17 protein-coding genes are annotated in these 17,867 nt (G+C 72.4%); 5 read left to right on the top strand and 12 right to left on the bottom strand.

From position 1 onward, the window contains the following. Positions 1-124: 124 nt before the first annotated feature. The 3 genes from ACN27A_RS25020 to ACN27A_RS25010 all read right to left on the bottom strand — a co-directional run bounded on the left by ACN27A_RS25020 (position 125) and on the right by ACN27A_RS25010 (position 4,167). Entirely contained in the window at positions 125-835 is a 711-nt protein-coding gene (locus ACN27A_RS25020; RefSeq protein WP_421457066.1) for a uridylate kinase, read from the bottom strand. A gap of 147 nt (positions 836-982) precedes the next feature. Then, positions 983-3,412 (bottom strand): FtsX-like permease family protein, encoded by a 2,430-nt coding sequence (locus tag ACN27A_RS25015; RefSeq protein ID WP_421457065.1) that lies wholly within the window; start codon positions 3,410-3,412, stop codon positions 983-985. After that, positions 3,406-4,167: an ABC transporter ATP-binding protein gene (locus ACN27A_RS25010; RefSeq protein ID WP_421457064.1), complete on the bottom strand. Its 762-nt coding sequence runs from the start codon at positions 4,165-4,167 to the stop codon at positions 3,406-3,408. The genes ACN27A_RS25015 and ACN27A_RS25010 overlap by 7 nt, the downstream gene beginning before the upstream one ends. 169 nt (positions 4,168-4,336) lie before the next feature. Here ACN27A_RS25010 and ACN27A_RS25005 point away from each other — a divergent pair, with 169 nt between their 5' ends. The 3 genes from ACN27A_RS25005 to ACN27A_RS24995 all read left to right on the top strand — a co-directional run bounded on the left by ACN27A_RS25005 (position 4,337) and on the right by ACN27A_RS24995 (position 7,540). Further along, a complete protein-coding gene (locus ACN27A_RS25005; RefSeq protein ID WP_421457063.1) occupies positions 4,337-5,494 on the top strand; it encodes a sensor histidine kinase in 1,158 nt (385 codons plus the stop codon). After that, positions 5,491-6,159, top strand: coding sequence for a response regulator (locus ACN27A_RS25000; protein ID WP_421457062.1), 669 nt, complete (start codon positions 5,491-5,493; stop codon positions 6,157-6,159). The genes ACN27A_RS25005 and ACN27A_RS25000 overlap by 4 nt, the downstream gene beginning before the upstream one ends. Positions 6,160-6,331: 172 nt before the next feature. Beyond that, positions 6,332-7,540: an NAD(P)/FAD-dependent oxidoreductase gene (locus ACN27A_RS24995; protein ID WP_421457061.1), complete on the top strand. Its 1,209-nt coding sequence runs from the start codon at positions 6,332-6,334 to the stop codon at positions 7,538-7,540. A 359-nt stretch (positions 7,541-7,899) separates the two neighbouring features. On the opposite strand, the gene ACN27A_RS24990 is transcribed toward ACN27A_RS24995, so the two are convergent. Then, complete coding sequence (locus ACN27A_RS24990; RefSeq protein WP_421457060.1) at positions 7,900-8,730, bottom strand: RNA methyltransferase; 831 nt, start codon at positions 8,728-8,730, stop codon at positions 7,900-7,902. A 73-nt stretch (positions 8,731-8,803) separates the two neighbouring features. Beyond that, positions 8,804-9,637: a phytanoyl-CoA dioxygenase family protein gene (locus ACN27A_RS24985; RefSeq protein ID WP_421450310.1), complete on the bottom strand. Its 834-nt coding sequence runs from the start codon at positions 9,635-9,637 to the stop codon at positions 8,804-8,806. A gap of 152 nt (positions 9,638-9,789) precedes the next feature. On the opposite strand from ACN27A_RS24985, the gene ACN27A_RS24980 reads away from it, so the two are divergent. Next, positions 9,790-10,317, top strand: coding sequence for a GyrI-like domain-containing protein (locus tag ACN27A_RS24980; RefSeq protein WP_421457059.1), 528 nt, complete (start codon positions 9,790-9,792; stop codon positions 10,315-10,317). A gap of 37 nt (positions 10,318-10,354) precedes the next feature. Here the strand turns inward: ACN27A_RS24980 and map are convergent, their stop codons facing one another. Then, positions 10,355-11,173, bottom strand: a complete 819-nt coding sequence (map, locus tag ACN27A_RS24975; RefSeq protein ID WP_421457058.1) for a type I methionyl aminopeptidase — start codon at positions 11,171-11,173, stop codon at positions 10,355-10,357. Between the two features lie 74 nt (positions 11,174-11,247). On the opposite strand from map, the gene ACN27A_RS24970 reads away from it, so the two are divergent. Next, on the top strand, positions 11,248-11,514 hold the full coding sequence (locus ACN27A_RS24970; protein ID WP_421457057.1) for a helix-turn-helix domain-containing protein: 267 nt from the start codon (positions 11,248-11,250) through the stop codon (positions 11,512-11,514). 199 nt (positions 11,515-11,713) lie between these two features. Here the strand turns inward: ACN27A_RS24970 and mnhG are convergent, their stop codons facing one another. From mnhG to ACN27A_RS24940, 6 genes are read right to left on the bottom strand one after another with little or no spacing between them, the layout of a single operon-like run. Then, positions 11,714-12,076 carry a monovalent cation/H(+) antiporter subunit G gene (gene mnhG, locus ACN27A_RS24965; protein WP_121396912.1) on the bottom strand — a complete coding sequence of 121 codons (363 nt, stop codon included), beginning with the start codon at positions 12,074-12,076 and terminating at the stop codon, positions 11,714-11,716. Next, complete coding sequence (locus ACN27A_RS24960; RefSeq protein WP_089002241.1) at positions 12,073-12,336, bottom strand: monovalent cation/H+ antiporter complex subunit F; 264 nt, start codon at positions 12,334-12,336, stop codon at positions 12,073-12,075. The genes mnhG and ACN27A_RS24960 overlap by 4 nt, the downstream gene beginning before the upstream one ends. Continuing rightward, positions 12,333-12,953 carry a Na+/H+ antiporter subunit E gene (locus ACN27A_RS24955; RefSeq protein WP_421458594.1) on the bottom strand — a complete coding sequence of 207 codons (621 nt, stop codon included), beginning with the start codon at positions 12,951-12,953 and terminating at the stop codon, positions 12,333-12,335. Before ACN27A_RS24955 ends, ACN27A_RS24960 begins: the two co-directional genes overlap by 4 nt. Before the next feature lie 11 nt (positions 12,954-12,964). After that, a complete protein-coding gene (locus tag ACN27A_RS24950) occupies positions 12,965-14,542 on the bottom strand; it encodes a Na+/H+ antiporter subunit D (protein ID WP_421457056.1) in 1,578 nt (525 codons plus the stop codon). Continuing rightward, positions 14,539-15,018: a Na(+)/H(+) antiporter subunit C gene (locus ACN27A_RS24945; RefSeq protein WP_421457055.1), complete on the bottom strand. Its 480-nt coding sequence runs from the start codon at positions 15,016-15,018 to the stop codon at positions 14,539-14,541. The genes ACN27A_RS24950 and ACN27A_RS24945 overlap by 4 nt, the downstream gene beginning before the upstream one ends. Next, positions 15,015-17,852, bottom strand: a complete 2,838-nt coding sequence (locus tag ACN27A_RS24940) for a Na+/H+ antiporter subunit A (protein ID WP_421457054.1) — start codon at positions 17,850-17,852, stop codon at positions 15,015-15,017. The genes ACN27A_RS24945 and ACN27A_RS24940 overlap by 4 nt, the downstream gene beginning before the upstream one ends. Between the last annotated feature and the right edge of the window lie 15 nt (positions 17,853-17,867).

Below are 17,867 nucleotides of genomic sequence, written 5' to 3'. Positions count from 1 at the left end.
CCGGCGGGAAGCGATCTGGTTCAGGCTGCGGCATGGACCGCCGGTTGCCGGCCGGGTGGAGGTCTCGCGGTCGCAGATGAGTGCCCAGAGGACGTCGACGCATGATGGCGATCCCGTGCTCCTGTCACTCGAGCGCACTCTCCTGCCGGGGCAGCTGCGGTAGATGTGCCCGGGTCTCCCAGACCGGCTGCTGGGGTTCGTCGTTGTGCACGATGACGTCGACGTGATCGGTCGGGCGGACCGTAGCGAAGTAGAGTTGTTGGGCGGGGATGTAACGCTCGCGCCAGCGCCGTTCGACGTCGGCCCGGGAGGACACCCGGCGCTCTCGGATCACCGCACGATCCACGGTCCTCTCGAGCGCCGTCGACACGAAGATGCGCAGGTCCCACCGATCGATCAGTTCCGGGCGCATGAGGAAGACGCCGTCGAAGACCAGCACGGCGTCAGCGGGGGCAGTCACGGTCGGCGGGGACAGGACCGCATCCACGGTGTGGTCGTAGACCGCGTGTCGGAAGCGTCGATCTCCGCCCGGGCCGAGCGGATCGAGCAGCACCCGGTTCAGCGCGTCGTGGTCGTGGGCGTCGAAGTAGCAGCCTTCGGCCGAGTATTCGCCACGCGGATAGCGCTGTGCCCGAGGGTAGAGAAAATCGTCGATCGTTGCTCGGATGACGTGGCGGCCCTGTGTCCTCAAGAGGTCGGCGAGTTCATCGGCGAGGGTGGTCTTGCCGGCGGCGGGTGATCCGTCGACGGCCACCCGCGTCGGATGCGCGACGGCGACGGACCCGACACGTTCAGCCAGGCGGCCGAGCAACTCGTCGCGGGTGCCTTGCTCCATGTCCTGCCCCGTCCTGGCCTCGCCGAAGGTCGTCGTGTCGAGCCGACCCTATGCCCGCCGACCTTTCGCGCTCGCCCTCTCATCGGTGTGCGCCAGTCGTGTCCGGGGGTGGTGGCGGCCAGCTTGCCGTCTTGCGGTGGTGCGGGTTCATCCCACGATGCCGACGGGAGACCGCGCGGGACGGTGGCGCAGTGACCGCCAGGTCGGCAGCGCGCTGGCCAGCACCGCCAACAGCAGGCAGAGCCCCACCACCCCGCCGACCACCGACCATGGCACCACCAGGTCCACCGGTACGCCGAGCTGCTCGGCGAGGCCGGCACGGACGCTCAGCAGACCGACGAACGCGACAGCCCCTCCGAGCAGCGCGCCGATCAGCACCACCAGGGCGGACTCGGCCGTGACCAGCCAGATGACCTGCCTCCGGGTCGCACCGGCCAGCCGGATCAGCCGCAGATCAGCCACCCGGCCGGCAGCGGCCAACAGCAACGTGTTCGCCACTGCGACAGCCCCGTAGCCGGCCGACACACCGATCAGCAGCAGCGTGAAGAGCCAGACGAGACGGTCCTCGGCACGGTCCGCCTCGGCCGCCCACCCGGAGACGTCGACGATCCGCGCTCCGACCGGAGGATCGATCCGGTCCTGCACGTACACCGCGGAGGTGAGTGCCGAAGGGTCGTGCGCCCGCACCACGGATCGGGGCAGCAGCAGGTCGCCGGGGATCGAGTCGTCGGTGACGACCGCGACGACGCGCAGCGACAGCAGCTCCCCGTCGGCGAAGACCAGCGCGTAGGGCTCGGACGGCTGCCGGTTCGCCGAGGCGGTGACGACCACCGTGTCGTCGCCGCTCAGGTCGTTCAGTGCGCCGGCGACGACGGTGAGCGCCCGGTTCGCGGCGGCGAAGCCCGCCGGGTCCACGCCGAGCGCGGTCAGTGGCCGGTTCTCCGGCGGCGGGCCCGGGTCGCTCTCGAAGACCGTCGTCGGTAGGAGGGCGGTGCCCCCGGTCGCCACGACGGCCTGGTCCGACAGGCCCGGCGCGCGGTCGGGCACGACGATCCAGCCGGCGTTGACGTTGTCGGCCCGACCTGCCGCGTCGGCGGCCGTGGTGGTGCGCACCATCCCGGAGACCAGCACCGCGAACGCGACCGTGAGCAGCACCGGGGCGGCGACGGAAGCCGTCCGCCGGGTCGCGGTCAACGCCCCGGCCCGGACCAGCATCCCGATCGCGCCACCCGGCCGACGCACCGGCGACCGCAGCATCCGCACCACCGGGCCGACGGCCGCCGGGCTCAGCACGGTGGCGCCGGCCACCAGGGCCATCACCGCGTAGAGGGCGAACGTGGCGGCGTCGCGGGCCTCGTCGGACGTCGCGGTGCCAATGCTGAGGGCGAGCCCGGTCACGACGAGGAACATCCCGGTGGCAACCCGGAGCCGTCCGATCGGTCGCTGTTCCACCGCCGCCTCGCGCAACGCCTCCAGTGGGCGAACGCGTGCCGCTCGGCGCGACGCCGACCAGACGGCCAGCAGCGCGATCACCGGGCCGGCGGCGAGCGAGACCGCGATCGGCCAGGGTTCGTACCGGATCTGGAAGGTCGCCGGCTCGAAGCCGACGTCGACCAGTAGGCGACCCAACCCCGGGGCGAGCGCCGCGCCGGCCACGAGGCCGGCGAGCCCGGCCGTGGCGCCGACGACGAGCGCCTCGGTACGGACCATCCGGCGGACCTGGCGGCCGGTGGCGCCGACGGCGCGCAGCAGTCCCAGCTCACGGCGGCGCTGCGCGACGGTGAACGCGAAGGTGGAGGCGACCACGAAGACCGTGACGAAGACGGCGAGGGCCGCCGTGGCGGTGAGCACCTGCATGCCGATCCAGCGGGTCCGGGCGTCACTCCGAGGCTCCAACGCACTGCGTCCGTCGCCGGTCAGCGCCCGTCCGTCGCCGCCGACGACACCGCGAGCCGCCTCGGCGACCTCTCCGGGATCGGCACCCGGCGCGATCAGGAGGCCGATGGCCCGGACGCCGGGGGCGAGCGCGGCGGCGACCTCGTCCGCGACGTAGACGCCGGGTGCGTCGACCAGACCGGTCACGGTGTACGGCTCCGGTCCCGCCGCCGTGAGCAGGGTGACCGGCCCGCCGGGACGCAGCCCGAGCGCACGGTCGACGACCACCTGGCCGGCCTGCCGGGGCGGCTCGCCGGCCGTGAGACGCGGTCCGCCCAGCCGGATGCTGGACCAGCCGTGCCCCTGGTGGTCGTCCTCCCGGCGGGCATCGGTGCTCGGGGGCCGGCCGTCGACGAGTGGCTGGGCGTAGAAGGTCCGGTCCGGCACCGCCGCCGTGACGCCCGGCACCTCGGCCAGCCTGCTGGTAAGTTCCGCCGTCCTGGCGGCGGACCAGGGCCGGGTTGGCACGAACGAGTCGGCCGGCGCACCGGCCTCGGGGCTCTGCACCACGACTGCCGCGCGCGCCAGCCGGTCCGGCACCTGCGGGCGGCCGGAGGCGAGCAGCAGGGTGGCCGCCGCGACCAGTGTGACGCCGATGGCGACGACCACGAACGCGCTTGCCGACCTTCGGACGCTCAGCACGACCGCTCCACGGCCGCCGCCGGGAGGGTCCCCTGCTCGGCGATCCGCGCGGCGACGACCGCGGCGGTGATCCCGCCGGTCAGTTCGTCGACGACGCGGCCGTCGGCGAGCAGGAGGACGCGATCGGCGTACGCGGCGGCGGTGGGATCGTGGGTCACCATCACGACGGTCTGCCGGTGGTCGTCGACGAGTGCGCGTAGCAGCCGGAGGATCTGCCGGGACGCCGCGCTGTCCAGTGCCCCGGTCGGTTCGTCGGCGAAGACCACGGCGGGACGGGTGATCAACGCCCGGGCCACGGCGACACGTTGCTGCTCGCCGCCGGACAGTTCGCTCGGCCGGTGCCCGGCCCGGTCGGCCAGTCCCACGGCGTCGAGCGCGGCAGTGACGTCCCGAGCCGGGGGACGGCGACCGGCCAGGCGCATCGGCAACTCGACGTTCTGCGCTGCGGTCAGCGTGGACACCAGGTTGAACGCCTGGAACACGAAGCCGATCCGCTCGCGGCGCAGCCGGGTCAGCTCGTCCTCGCCCATGTCGTCGAGGCGCCGGCCGTCGATCGTGACGGTTCCCTCGGCTGGCTTGTCCAGCCCCGCTGCGCAGTGCAGGAGCGTGGACTTCCCCGAGCCCGACGGACCCATCACCGCCGTGAACGTGCCGCTGGCGAAGCTGGTCGTCACGCCGTCGAGCGCCGTCACCCGCCGTGCTCCGGTGCCGTACACCGCGCGCAGCCCCGTCAGGGTCACCGTCTGTGTGGTCATGACCGCCAGGGTGCCGGCTCCGGCAGGTGCCGGGCGTCGTGCCGCTGTGGACACTTTCCGGCCCTCCCCTGGGCGGAGCCGGGGTCGGGAACGCGGCCGGACGTCATGCCCGAGGATGACCACCCGCGGGTGGACGCGGCCGGCCCGGCAGGTCGATACGCTTCGACAGGTGACCGCCCTCCTGCTGACCCGGCGGCTGCGGCCGACGGAACTGGCCGTCGTGGACGCCGTGCTCGCCGTGGCGGTCGGCGGGCTGCTCGGCCCGTACGCGGCTTTGGAGTCGCCGCTGCACGGTGGCGTGCGCGAGCCGCTCTGGGTGTCGGTGCTCGTCGGGATGGCACTCGGGCTGCCGTTGGCCGTCCGGCGACGGTGGCCGATCACCGTCGCGGTCGTGATCAGCTCCGTCGCCACCGTCACCCTGGTCACCGGCGTGATTCCCAACTATGCCGCCGCCGCGCCCGGGCTCGCCATCGGCCTGTCCGTCTACACGATGGCCGTGTCGACGACCACGCGCCGCTCGGTGCTCTGCGGCGCCGGTTGTCTCGTTCCGGTGAGCGTCGCCCTGGTGCTGACCGCGAGCGACCTCTGGTCGCGGACCGGCGCGGTCGGCTATGCCGCCGTCATGATCGCGCCCGCGTGGATGATCGGCTGGCTGGTCCGCGAGCGACGCGCCCTCGCCGCCCGTCAGGGCGAGTACCTGGTCCGCCAGGCCGCCGCCGAGGAGCGGTTACGGGTGGCGCGGGACCTGCACGACGTGGTCGCGCACACGCTGAGCCTCATCGTGGTGAAGGCGGCCGTCGCCACCCACGTCGCCGAGGCCGACCCCCGCGAGGCGGGGGCCGCCCTGCGGGTGATCGAGGAGACCGGCCGCAACGCGCTGACCGACGTCCGCCGGGTGCTCGGCGCACTGCGCGAGGGCACCCCGTACGCCCCGACGCCCGGGCTGGATGAGCTGCCCGCGCTCGCCCGGCAGGCGGCGATCGGCGGTGTCGACGTACGGCTCGACGTACGGCGGGAGGAACCGGCCGGAACGGTGCCGGAGTCGGTGGGCCTGGCGGTCTACCGGATCGTGCAGGAAGCGGTGACCAACGTGGTGAAGCACGCGGCGCCGGCCGCCTGCCGGGCAACGGTGACGGTCACGCCTCGCGAAGTCAGGGTCGAGGTGACCGACGACGGCCGCCGTCCGGTCCTGGCCGGCGGGGAGGGGCACGGGCTGATCGGCATGCGGGAACGGGTGACACTGCACGGGGGCGAGTTCAGCGCCGGGCCACGCGCCGATGGCGGCTTCGCGGTGACGGCCAGCCTGCCCTACCGGGTGGCCGCGTGATCCGGGTGCTGATCGCCGACGACCAGGCGCTGCTGCGCGGCAGTTTTCGGCTGCTGGTCGATTCGACCCCGGATTTCACCACCGTCGGTGAGGCGGGCACCGGCGTGGCGGCCGTGGCGCTGACGGCGAAGCACCGGCCGGACGTGGTGCTGATGGACGTGCGGATGCCGGAGATGGACGGCATCGAGGCGACCCGACGGATCTGCGCCGACCCCGCCACAGCCGGCACCCAGGTCATCATCCTGACCACGTTCGACCTGGACGAATACGTCTACGGGGCACTGCGCGCCGGAGCCAGCGGATTTCTGCTCAAGGACACCCCGCCAGCGGAACTGCTGGCCGGCATCCGGGTGGTGGCCGCCGGAGAGGGGCTGCTCGCGCCGACGGTGACCCGCCGGCTGATCGACGAGTTCGCGCGTCGGCCGGAGCCGACCCGGCCGCTGCCGCGACGGCTGGAGGGGGTGACCGAGCGGGAACGGGAGGTGCTCACGCTGATCGCCCGCGGCCTGTCCAACGCGGAGTTGGCCGAACACCTCAGTCTCAGCATGCCCACCGTGAAGACGCACGTCGGGCGGTTGTTGACCAAGCTGGCGGTACGTGATCGGGCACAACTGGTCATCGTCGCCTACGAAACGGGCCTGGTCGGGCCGGGCGGCCTCCGCTGAGCGGATCGCCCGCACCGAAGAGAGCCCATCACCCGGTACGCCCCTCTCCTGCACGGGGCCAACGTCGGCACCGCCTGGCGGGGCGGTGACCTCCTCCAGCCGATGACGGTGCATCGCGGGTGAACGGCCGACATCGCAGTGTGTGCGACCATCGCGTCCTGCGTGAGACGACATGCCGATGAGGACTCACGGTTCAAGAGCTGGTCATGGATCGATGGAAGGGCCGAGCCACTTGGTGCAGGTTGTGGTCGTGGGAGCGGGAATCGTCGGTGCCGCGGTGGCGTACGAAGCCGCACGGGCCGGAGCCGGAGTCGTCCTGCTGGACAAGTCGCTTCCCGCTTCGGGAGTGACTGCGGACTCCTTCGCTTGGATCGGCGGCCCGCGGGGAGGAGACGTGCCGGATCCCAGCACCGTCCTGCGGCGGCGGGTGCTGCAGGACTATCGGCGTCTGGAGGACGAGGTACCAGGCCTGCGGGTGCGCTGGCGAGGCGCCCTGGTGTGGGGCGAGGAACAGCGTGACGACGACCGTCTCGCGCCTGACGAGCGCCTCGTCGACGCTGGAGAGGTCGGGCTGTTGGAGCCTCGCCTGAGGGTCCGGCCGATGCGCGCTCTGCACGTCGGGAGTCACGGCGCCATCGACCCGGTCGCCGTGACACAGGCGCTGGTACGTGCGGCACAGGAACACGGTGCGCGGCTGATGGCGCACTCCGCCGTCACCGCACTGGATCTCCGTGACCGTCGAGTCACGGGAGTACGGACGTCGACCGGCTCCCTGCCCGCCGACACCGTCGTCGTGACCGCCGGTGTCGACGCGCCCATGCTGTGCGGGCCACTCGGATTCGATCTGCCCGTCGCTCCGTCGCCGGCTCTGCTCATGCGCTTCACCGCACCACCCGGGCTGGTCCGCACCCTGGTCGCCACCCCGCACCTGGAAGTACGTGAGGCGGCCGACGGTCACTTGCTGGTCGCCGCCGGATACAGCGGGGAGATCGACCACGACGATCTCCGGCGCGCGGGCGAGATGATGCTGCACCGGCTCACCGCCACCTTCGACGCACCGGACGTCAAACTGGTGAGCGTGACGCTCGGATCGCGGCCCATGCCTGCGGACGAACTGCCGATCATAGGTCCCGTCCCAGGCGTGGAAGGGGTCTACGTCGCCGTGATGCACTCCGGCGTCACCCTGGGCCCCACCGCCGCGCGGCTCATCGCCTCGGAGATTGTGGACGGCGTGGAGGCCGGGCAACTCGCGGGCCTGCGACCAGCCCGGTTCCGCTCACGCGCCGAGTGCGACCGCAGCGGCGGGCCGACGCACGATAGCCGGGCTGTTCGACCTTCCTCGGACCACGGCCGGGCACCGCAGCCGATCCACTACAACTAGTGCCTTGGCCTGGGCGGCGGACAGGCTCCTCTTCGCCCCACCCGGAATCGGTTCCAGCGGCAGTTGATGCAACTGGGGCACCATGCGGGTGTGGTCCTCACCGAGCGAGCGGCGCCGGTCGACCAGGAGTCGCTGCGTTGCCGCCGGAGGTCCTGGCGGAGCCGCTGCTATCGGCGATCTGCGCGTACGGCGCCAAGACCGGCATTCGGGCGGTCGCCGGATCCACCCGGCACGATCACGACGAGGACGGCGTCCGCCCGCGCCCGTGTGGTGCGTCGCCTGTCCGCAGACGGGCGCCGCGGGGTCAGGTAGCGCGATGGTGGCGGACAGCCGCCGGGCCGCTGCCTGCGATCAGTGCGCTACCGCCGGGCGACAGCGGCCCGCTGGCGTGCCGATTCGTACAGCACGACGGTCGCGGCGGTCGCGGCGTTCAGGGAGCTGGCGGATCCGGACATGGGGATCCGGACGAGCTGGTCGCATGCCTCGCGCCAGCCGGAGCTGAGGCCGGTGGTCTCGTTGCCGATCAACGTCAGGGTGGGTTGTGTGAAGTCGTACTCGGCGGCGTCCAGACTGCCGTGCTCGTCGGTTCCCACGATGCTCATGCCGATGCCGTCGGCGCGGACGTCGGCGACCCAGGACAGCACGGCCTGGTGGGAGGGCACCCGGACCACGGGCAGGGCGAACAGCGAGCCGGTGCTCGCCCGGACCGCCTTCGGGTCGTACGCGTCGGCGGCGTGGCCGGTGACGATGACGCCGCCGGCGCCGAAGGCGTCCGCCGACCGGACGAGGGTCCCGATGTTGCCGGGGCTGGTGGGCCGATCGAACACGACGGTGAGCATGGTCGGGCCGACCGGGATGCGGCGTAGGTTGTCCTCAGGCAGCGCGACCACGGCCAGCAGCTCTGGAACCGTGTCGGCCTTACCTCCCAGTTCGTGGATCAGTTCACGCGAGACGGCGAACTTCTCGGCCCGGACCGTGTCCAGGGCCTCGCGTGCCCAGCCGGACAGTTGAGCGCTGGTGTCGTAGAGCAGTTCCCGGATCTGCCAGCCGTGTTCGACGGCCATGGTGATCGGGCGCACGCCCTGCACGAGGAACTCGCCGCGTCGCTGCCGCTTGGTCCGATTGTCGAGGAGAGCTTTCCACTGCTGGAACCGCGCATTGCGGCCACTCACCCGCAGAACCACTGCCACCCCCGCCTCCGTCGCACGTAGCCCGCTGATGCCCTGTCCCTGCCACACACCGGCAACCCCTTCGGCCAGGCGCTCAGCAACGGACGGGGCACGTCGCCCGGGCGTCGTGGTCGGTGCCGTCCCCGTCCGGACCGGGGGCGTCCCGTCCGAGACCGCGACGGATCGCGATCTCCACGGGTGAGTAGGCGCCGTCGGCCCGCTTTAGTTCGTACGGTGCGGCTGGCATCAGCGGCGGTTGGGCCATGAAGCGAGGCCGCGCTCCGTGGTGCGGTTGCGCCGCGTGCACCAGGAACGGGTGGCACAGGAAGACGTCGCCCGGAGATCCGGTGGCGAGGGCGAGCGGCCGGTGCGCGGACGCCGCCACCAGGTCGGGCGCGAGGGCCAGCCCGCTCGCGCCGTTCTCCCCGTACTTCTCCAGCACCTTCGGCACGTCGAGGTGGGAACCGACCCGGATCCGGGTCGGGGCGTCCTTCTCCCCGACCTCGCTGAACAGGAACAGCATCAGCAGCGCCCGGCCGCGGGAGCGCACATTGGTGAAGTACCAGCTCTCGCCCTGCGGCAGATAGCTGCCCTCGATGTGCCAGCCCGCGTCGTCCGGCTCCTGCTCGTGCGGGAAGCGCAGCGGGAACGTGCCCAGCGAGTAGCGCGGCTCCCAGCGTCCCGCGCCGACGAGCAGGTCGTACGCGCGATGGAGGAACCGGGAGTTGGGAGCGGCGGCGAACGGCCCCTGCGCCAGGCCGGGCACCCAGTGCACGGGCTGCGTCCACGTCGCTGGATCGTCCGGGTCGCAGCCCGTCTCCCGCCACAGCAGCCGCGCGCAGTCCGCTGCCACGCGCGGCGCGACGGCGCCCTCCAGCTTCACGAAGCCGTCGCGAAGAAAGCGGGACACCAAGGTCGTGTCATCCATACCCCCATCGTGCGGCGGCCCCGGTCCCGATCACCCGACATCTTCCGCGCAGCTTCTGTCGGGTGCCCACCGGTGCGTTGCGACCAGGGTTGACGTCGTATGGAGGCTTGACGATCCCGGCACTCCGTCTGACCGTCAGAGGGAGCGAACACGTGAACACCCGGATCGTCGACCATCCCGAGTTCCGGCTCGTGGGGCACGCGGCCCGCGTCCGGCTGGTCCGGCAAGGCGTCAACCCGCACATCCAGCGGCACATCACCGCACTGCCGACGAAGGAGCACCTGCGCTTGAAGGCTCTCGGCAACACTGAGCCGAGCGATCTGCTCACAGTCAGCGGCGACCTTGGCCCGGACTACGCCGAGGGCAGCGAGCTGACCCACCTGCACGGGGTCGCCGCGTCCCCGGACACGCCGGTCCCCGGCGGCCTCTACATCATCGAAGTTCCGGCCGGTAGATGGGTGGTCATCCGGACCACGGGGCCGCATCCGCAGACCCTGCAAAAGGCCTGGGCCACGGCGGCAGCAGCGTGGTTCCCGTTCAACCCGTGGCGTCTGCGACCAGGTCCGGAGATCGTCGCGGTGCTTGAGTCCACGAACGACTTCAGCACCGCGACCTGTGAACTCTGGCTGCCCGTCGAACCGGCGTGCACTGGCACCGGTCGACCCGGAGGGCCTCGCTGAGCGCGCCCCTGAGCCACGCCCCGAGGCGGGCCATGGGTCAGGAGGCTGCGGCGGGCTTCTTGCTGGGGTCGGCCGAGGCGGCGCCCTGTGTGGGGCGGCGGGTCAGGACCTGAGGGCCGGAAGCCGTGATGGCGACGGTGTGCTCCGAGTGGGCGGTGCGGGAGCCGTCGGCGGAGCGGATCGTCCAGCCGTCCTTGTCGAACTTGATCTTGTCGGTGGAGCGGCAGAACCAGGGCTCGATGGCGATGGTGAGGCCGGGGTTGAGTTTCAGGCCGCGGCGGGGGCGGCCGTCGTTGGACACGTGCGGGGCCTCGTGCATGGTGCGGCCGATGCCGTGGCCACCGAACTCGGCGTTGACGCCGTAGCCGTAGGAGCGGGCGACCTCGCCGATCGCGGCGGAGATGTCGCCGAGGCGGCCGCCGGGCTGGGCGGCGGTGATGGCGGCCTCCAGTGCGACCTCGGTGGCCTCGATCAGCTTCAGGTCGGCCGGGTCGGGGGCGCCGACGACGACGGAGAGCGCTGAGTCGGCGACCCAGCCGTCGATGCCGACCGCCATGTCGATGCTGAGCAGATCGCCGTCGCGCAGGACGTAGTCGTGCGGCAGGCCGTGCAGCACCGCGTCGTTGACCGACAGGCACAGCACGTTGCGGAACGGGCCACGGCCGAACGAAGGGGCGTAGTCCCAGTAGCAGGATTCGGCACCGCGTTCCTTGATCCGGCGGCGGGCGTGGTGTTCGAGGACCATCAGGTTGACGCCGACCGCGGCGACGTCGCGCAGTTCGGCGAGCAGCTCGCCGACGAACTGGCCGGTCACCGCCATCCGGTCGATCTCCTCGGCGGACTTGAGCTCGATCACGACGGCCTCCCTCTCCCCTGTGCGGTATTTTTATACCACGCCAGGTCGGGGTGCTCCGGGGGTATCCTGCTGGCATGGTTCGCCAACCACTCACCGCCGAACAGATCGCAGCGGGCCAGCGCCTCGGAGCCGCCCTCCGGGCCGCGCGGGCCGGCCGCAGCCTCGTCGAGGTGGCCCTGGCAGCCGGCATCTCCCCCGAGACGCTACGCAAGATCGAGGCGGGCCGCCTTCCCGCACCGGCGTTCGGCACCGTGGTCGGCCTCAGCCAGGCCCTCGGCATCCCGCTCGACGACCTGGCCGATGTCTGGCGGGCCGACATGTCCATCCGCCAGGCGTCCTAGACGCTACGGAAACGGTCCTCGTGCTCGGTCGCGGAGCTCACGTCCACTCCATGTCCGGTCGGACGCCGATCGTGACGGGCCGTCGCCGCGCGGGCATCGTCGTCCGACGGCGTCGAGCGGCGACCGCGTCAATCGACTCCCGCGCCGTCCGCGCGTCGACCGGAGCGCCGCCGCGGCCCCGCCGGTCAGGAGCGGCCGGTCAGGAGCGGCCGGAGCTGATGCGGTCCAGGTGGGGCGCGAGTTCGTCGGTGATCAGCAGGTCGCGGCGGATCTCGTCGTGCGGGTAGCCGGCCCGGCCCACCATGTGCGCCGCGACGGGCGCGGTGGCGAGCTGGAAGGCGCCGACGAGCACGAGGGTGGTGATGTCCACGCCCGTACGCAGGCGCAGCGCGCAGCCGAGCAGGACGAGCAGCAGGCCGAGCACCTGGGGCTTGGCCGCCGCGTGCATCCGGGCGAGCAGGTCGGGGAAGCGCAGCAGCGCCGCCCCGGCGGCGACGCAGAGCAGCGCGCCGGCGATCAGGCAGACGCCGGCGGTGACGTCGAGGACGGCGTCGAGCGTCACTTGTCGTTCCTCCGGGCGGCGAACCGGGCGACGCTGACCGAGCCGACGAACCCGAGGATGGCGAGGACGACCAGCACGGGCAGCGCGGTGGCGTCGCGGCTGTAGGCGGCCTCGGTGGCGATGGCGGCGACGACGACGGCGAGCAGGACGTCGGTGGCGACGGCGCGGTCGAGGATGGACGGTCCGCGGATGATGCGGACGAGGGTCAGCCCGACGGCCACGGCGAGCAGCGCGGCGACGGTCACGGCGACGACGGTCATCTGGGTACCCCTTCCGGGTGGGCCGGCTCCGACGGGCCGGCGGCGTGGGGTTGCGTCACGCGGCGCAGTTCGTCGGGCGAGCCGATGGCGGCGACGATCCGCGCTTCGAGGTCGAGCACGCCCTGCCGGAACCGCTCGACCTCCTCGCGGCTGCGGACGCCGATGACGTGCACGTAGAGGGTGCCGGTCGTCCGGTCTGCCTCGATGATGAGGCTGCCGGGCACCAGGGACAGCGACTCGGCGGTCAGCGTGAGGTTGAGGTCGGTGTTGACCCGCAGCGGCACGGCGATGATCGCGCTGAGCGGGGGTTTCCCGATCCGCACCGCCAGCCAGGCGATCTGGGCGGAGGCGACCACGAGGTCCCGCAGGAAACGCACCCAGAACCGCGCGAGCGGCACGGGGCGGATCCGCCCGGCGAAGGTCACCGGCGGCAGCGGGAAGACCGCCAGCAGCACGACGGAGAGCACCAGCCCGCTGATCAGGTTGGCCCAGGAGAGGGTGCCCCACAGCAGCATCCAGACGCCGGTCAGCCCGGTCACGGCGACGATCCGGTTGCGCCGGCGGGCCGTGCGGGTCAGTGGCGGGTTCGCCGGCGCGACGGGCTTCGGCGGGCTCATCGGTTCACTGGTCACGGGGCACCGTCCGGAAACACGGCCTCGACGTACGGGGTCCGGCGCAGCAGGTCGTCGGCCGCGTCGGTGCTGATGTCGAACAGCGGACCGGCCACCACGGTCAGCGCCAGGCCGAGCACCACCAGGGCGGCGGTCGACCCGATCATCAGCCGGGGCAGCACCGCGCCCGACGCCTCGGGGGTCGGTGCCTTGTGCGGCTGCTCGGCACCGTCGGTGCGGGCGGCCCGCACGGCGTCGCCGACGTCCGGCATGTCCGGGTGCGGGGCACGCCAGAAGGCCAGGTTCCACACGCGGGCGATGGCGTAGAGGGTGAGCAGGCTGGTGAGCAGCCCGCCGACGACGAGCGTCCAGGCCAGCGGGCCGCCGTCGTCCACGCCGGCCTGGACGAGGCCGAGCTTGCCGAGGAAGCCGGAGAACGGTGGGATGCCGGCGAGGTTGAGCGCGGGCAGGAAGAACAGCACGGCCAGCAGCGGCGAGAGTCGGGCCAGCCCGCCGAGGCGGTCCAGGGCGGTGCTCCCGCCGCGGCGTTCGACGAGGCCGGCGGCGAGGAACAGCGTGGTCTGGATGGTGATGTGGTGCACCACGTAGAAGATCGCCGCGGACAGCCCGAGGGAGGTGCTCAGGCCGACGCCGAAGAGCATGTAGCCGATGTGGCTGATGAGGGTGAACGACAGCAGCCGTTTGACGTCGGACTGGGCGACCGCGCCGAGGATGCCCACCACCATCGTCAGCGCCGCCACCACCAGCAGCAGGTCGGCGGTGCGCCCGCCGGGGAACAGCAGCGTCTCGGTGCGGATGATCGCGTACACGCCGACCTTGGTGAGCAGGCCGGCGAAGACCGCGGTGACCGGGGCCGGGGCGGTCGGGTAGCTGTCCGGCAGCCAGGCCGAGAGCGGGAAGACCGCCGCCTTGATGCCGAAGGCCAGCAGCAGCATGCCCTGCAGCACCAGCCGGATGTCGTCCGGCAGCGCGTCGAGCCGGTCCACGAGCTGGGCCAGGTTGAGCGTGCCGGTCGCCGCGTAGACCAGGCCGATCGCGACCAGGAAGATCAGCGACGAGAGCAGGCTGACCACGACGTACGTGGTGCCGGCCCGGATCCGGGTCTCCGTGCTGCCCAGGGTCAACAGCACATAGCTGGCGACCAGCAGGATCTCGAAGCCGACGTAGAGGTTGAACAGGTCGCCGGAGAGGAACGCGTTGCACACGCCGGCGGTCAGCACGAGGTAGGTCGGGTGGTAGACCGACAGCGGCGTCTCCTCGTTGCCGTCGGCCGTGCCCTGCCCGATCGAGTAGACGAGCACGCAGAGGGTGACGGCGGCGGAGACGACGAGCATCAGCGCGGCGAGCTGGTCGGCGACCAGGACGATGCCCAGCGGCGCCACCCAGCCGCCGACCTCGACGACCAGCGGCCCGTCCACGGAGGAGCGGACCAGCAGCGTGGCCGCCACGGCGACGGTGGCGGCGAGGACCGTGAGGCTGACCCAGCGCTGGGCGCGGGGCCGGCCGACGAGCAGCAGCGTCAGGGCCGCGCCGAGCAGCGGCATCACCACCGGCAGGGGTACGAGCCAGGTCATCGGCCCCTCCCCGCGTCCCCGGCCGGGCTGGCCGTGGTGTCGTCGGCGGGCACGGTGACCAGGGCGACGTCGCCGTCACCGTCTCCGGCGTCGTTGTCGGCGGTGCCCGGTCCCTCGTCCCGGTCGGCCAGCTCCATGATGCGGCGGTCCTCGACGTCGTCCTGCACCTCGTCGTGCCCGTTGAGGTGCCAGCTGCGGTACGCAAGGGCGAGCAGGAACGCGGTCATGCCGAGGGTGATGACGATCGCGGTCAGCACCATGGCCTGGGGCAGCGGGTCGCTCATGTCCCCCTCGGCGGTGGTGCCGACGATCGGCGGCCCACCGGCCTTGCCGCCGGTGAGCAGCAGGAGGTTGGCGCCGTTGCCGAGCAGGATGACGCCCATCAGCACCCGCGTCAGGCTGCGCTCCAGCAGCAGCGTCACCCCGGCGGCGAAGAGGACGCCGACCACGAGGACGTAGGTCAGGTTCGGGTTCACACCAGCTCCTTCGTCCGGTCGTCGGCCTGTTCGGTCTCGCGTTGGTCGGTCTCCTGCTGCCGGTCCATCTCCGCGCCCAGGCTGCGCAGGATGTCGAGGACCAGGCCGACCACGATGAGGTAGACGCCGACGTCGAAGAAGACCGACGTGACGAAGTGGACGTGGCCGAGGACCGGCAGGTGCAGGTCCAGCAGGGCGCTCTGGAGGAACTCCCCGCCCAGCAGCATCGCGGCGACGCCCGTGCCGACCGCGACGAACAGCCCGGCGCCGAGCACCGCGCCGGCGTCGACCGGGGCGGCCCCGTTGAGTTCGGTGCGTCCGCCCGCGAGGTAGCGCACGGCCAGCGCGAGCCCGGCCACCAGTCCGGCGGCGAAGCCGCCGCCGGGGGCGTTGTGCCCGGAGAAGAGCAGGTATATCGAGAAGAGCACGATGGCGTGGAACAGCAGCCGGGTGACGACCTGGAGGATGACCGACTGCTGACGGGTGGTGGCGCCGGTGGTGAGCCAGCGGGGCCGCGCCGACTCGGTGCGGCCGACGCCGGGGATGCCCCTGCGCAGGTCGAGGTCCCGGGAGTGGCGGAAGATGAGGCTGGCCACGCCGGTGGCGGCCACCACCAGCACGGCGATCTCGCCCATGGTGTCCCAGGCCCGGATGTCCACAAGGGTCACGTTGACGATGTTCTTGCCGCCGCCGTAGGAGACGGCCTCGTCGGGAAAGTCGACGGAGATCGGGGTGGCGATCCGGGCTCCCGCCGCGACGTACGCCATACCGGCGGTGACCACGCCCACGGCGACGCCGAGCGCGATGCGACCGCGCCGGCTGGACCGGATGGGCCGCTCGGAGAACTTGGCGGGAAGGTGGCGCAGGACCAGCACGAACATGACGATCGTGACGGTCTCCACCAGGAACTGGGTCAGGGCCAGGTCCGGGGCGCCGTGCAGGATGAACAGCAGCGCGGTGCCGTAGCCGGCGACGCCGACGAGGATCATCGCGGTCAGTCGGCGCCGGGCGCGGGCGGCGGCCACGGCGGCCACGATCACCACCGCGGCGGCGACGGCCTGCAACGGGGTGTCCCACAGTTGGAACCGCTGCGGCCAGGGCGTCCCGGCCAGCAGCGCCCCACCCGGCAAGGTGATCATCACCAGCAGGATGACGCCGAGGTAGAAGGGGAGGGAGCCACGCTGGGTGGCGCCGGTCAGCTCCACCGCAAGCCGGTCCACCCCGCCGATGAGCCGGTCGTAGACCGCAGCCCCGTCGAAGGGCAGTCGGACCGACGCGCCCAGCCGCCGCCGGTGCCGCAGGAGGAACAGCCCCACGCCGCCGGCGACCGCCAGCGCCGACAGGCCCAGCGCCAGGGTCGGGCCGTGCCACAGCGCGAGGTGGTAGCCGGGCTCGGCACTCTCGTACAGGTCCGCGTACGGGGCGAGGACCTTGTCGACGGCGGGCGCGAAGAGCCCCGCCGCCAGGCCGGCGGCGGCGAGCACGACGGCCGGCGCGAGGAAGGGCCACCCGACCGGCCGGGCCTCGGTGGCGGGCACGTCGCCTTTGGTCGCGAACGCGCCCCAGACGAAACGCAGCGTGTACGCCACGGTCAGCGCCGAGCCGAGCACCAGGCCGGCGAGCACCACCAGGTCGGCGGTGCCGCCGTGCAGGAACGCCTCGACCGCCGCCTCCTTGGCGACGAATCCGGCCAGCGGCGGGAGGCCGGCCATGGAGGCCGCCGCGAGGCCCGCCACCACCGCGAGCGCCGGGGCGCGCCGCCCGAGGCCGCTGAGTTCGCGCAGGTCACGGGTGCCGGCTACGTGGTCGACGACTCCGACGACGAGGAACAGGGTGGACTTGAACAGCGCGTGGGCCAGCACCATCGCCGCGCCGGCCAGCGCGGTGTCGCGGGTGCCGGCGCCGAGGACCACCATCAGCAGGCCGAGCTGGCTGACCGTGCCGTAGGCGAGCAGCAGCTTCAGGTCGACCTGTCGCAGCGCCGCCCAGCCGCCGAGGAACAACGTGATCAGGCCGCCGACGAGCAGGATCGGCCGCCACGGTGCGACCCCGACCACGGCCGGCCCCATCAGCGCGACGAGGAACACACCCGCTTTGACCATCGCCGCGGCGTGCAGGTAGGCGCTGACCGGGGTGGGCGCGGCCATCGCGCCGGGCAGCCAGAAGCTGAAGGGGAAGATCGCCGACTTGCTCAGCGCGCCGAGCAGGATCAGCACCAGGGCCACGGCCAGGTAGCCGCCGCCGGGCAGGTCGGTGGCGATCTGCGACCAGCGGTACGTGCCGGCGTGCTGGCCGAGCATGACGAAGCCCGCGAGCATCGCCAGGCCACCCAGGGTGGTCACCAGCAGCGCCTGCATGGCCGCGCGCCGGCTGGCCCGCTTGGTGGGGTCGCTGCCGATCAGCAGGTAGGAGAGGACGGTCGTCAGCTCCCAGAACACGTAGAGCAGCAGCAGGTCGTCGGAGACCACCAGGCCGAGCATCGCCCCGGCGAAGGCGACGAAGACGGCCGCGAAGCGGCCCAGGCCCGGGTCGTCGGAGCGGAAGTAGCGGGCGCTGTAGGCGAGCACCAGCGCCCCGACCCCGCCGACGAGCACCACCATCAGCCAGGCCAGGGTGCCCATCCGCAGGGCGATCTCCAGGCCGAGCTGGGGAACCCAGGTGACCGTCTCGACGACCGGGGTGCCGGAGCGGACCGTCCCGGTGCGGGTCAGCGCCCAGACCAGTGTCGCTGCGGGGGCCAGGGCCACCAGGTAGAGCCCTTTTCGGCCCCAGATACGTATCAGTCCCGGGGCGATCACGGCTGCGAGTGCGTGGACCGCCACCAGAACCAGCACATACCCTCCCCAGAG

Origin of the sequence: Micromonospora sp. WMMD737 (genome assembly GCF_049179055.1) — a bacterium.
GTDB classification, from domain to species: Bacteria; Actinomycetota; Actinomycetes; order Mycobacteriales; family Micromonosporaceae; genus Micromonospora; species Micromonospora reichwaldensis.
Note: the sequence above shows the minus strand (reverse complement) of the source record. Positions and strands in the feature narration are given on the sequence as shown.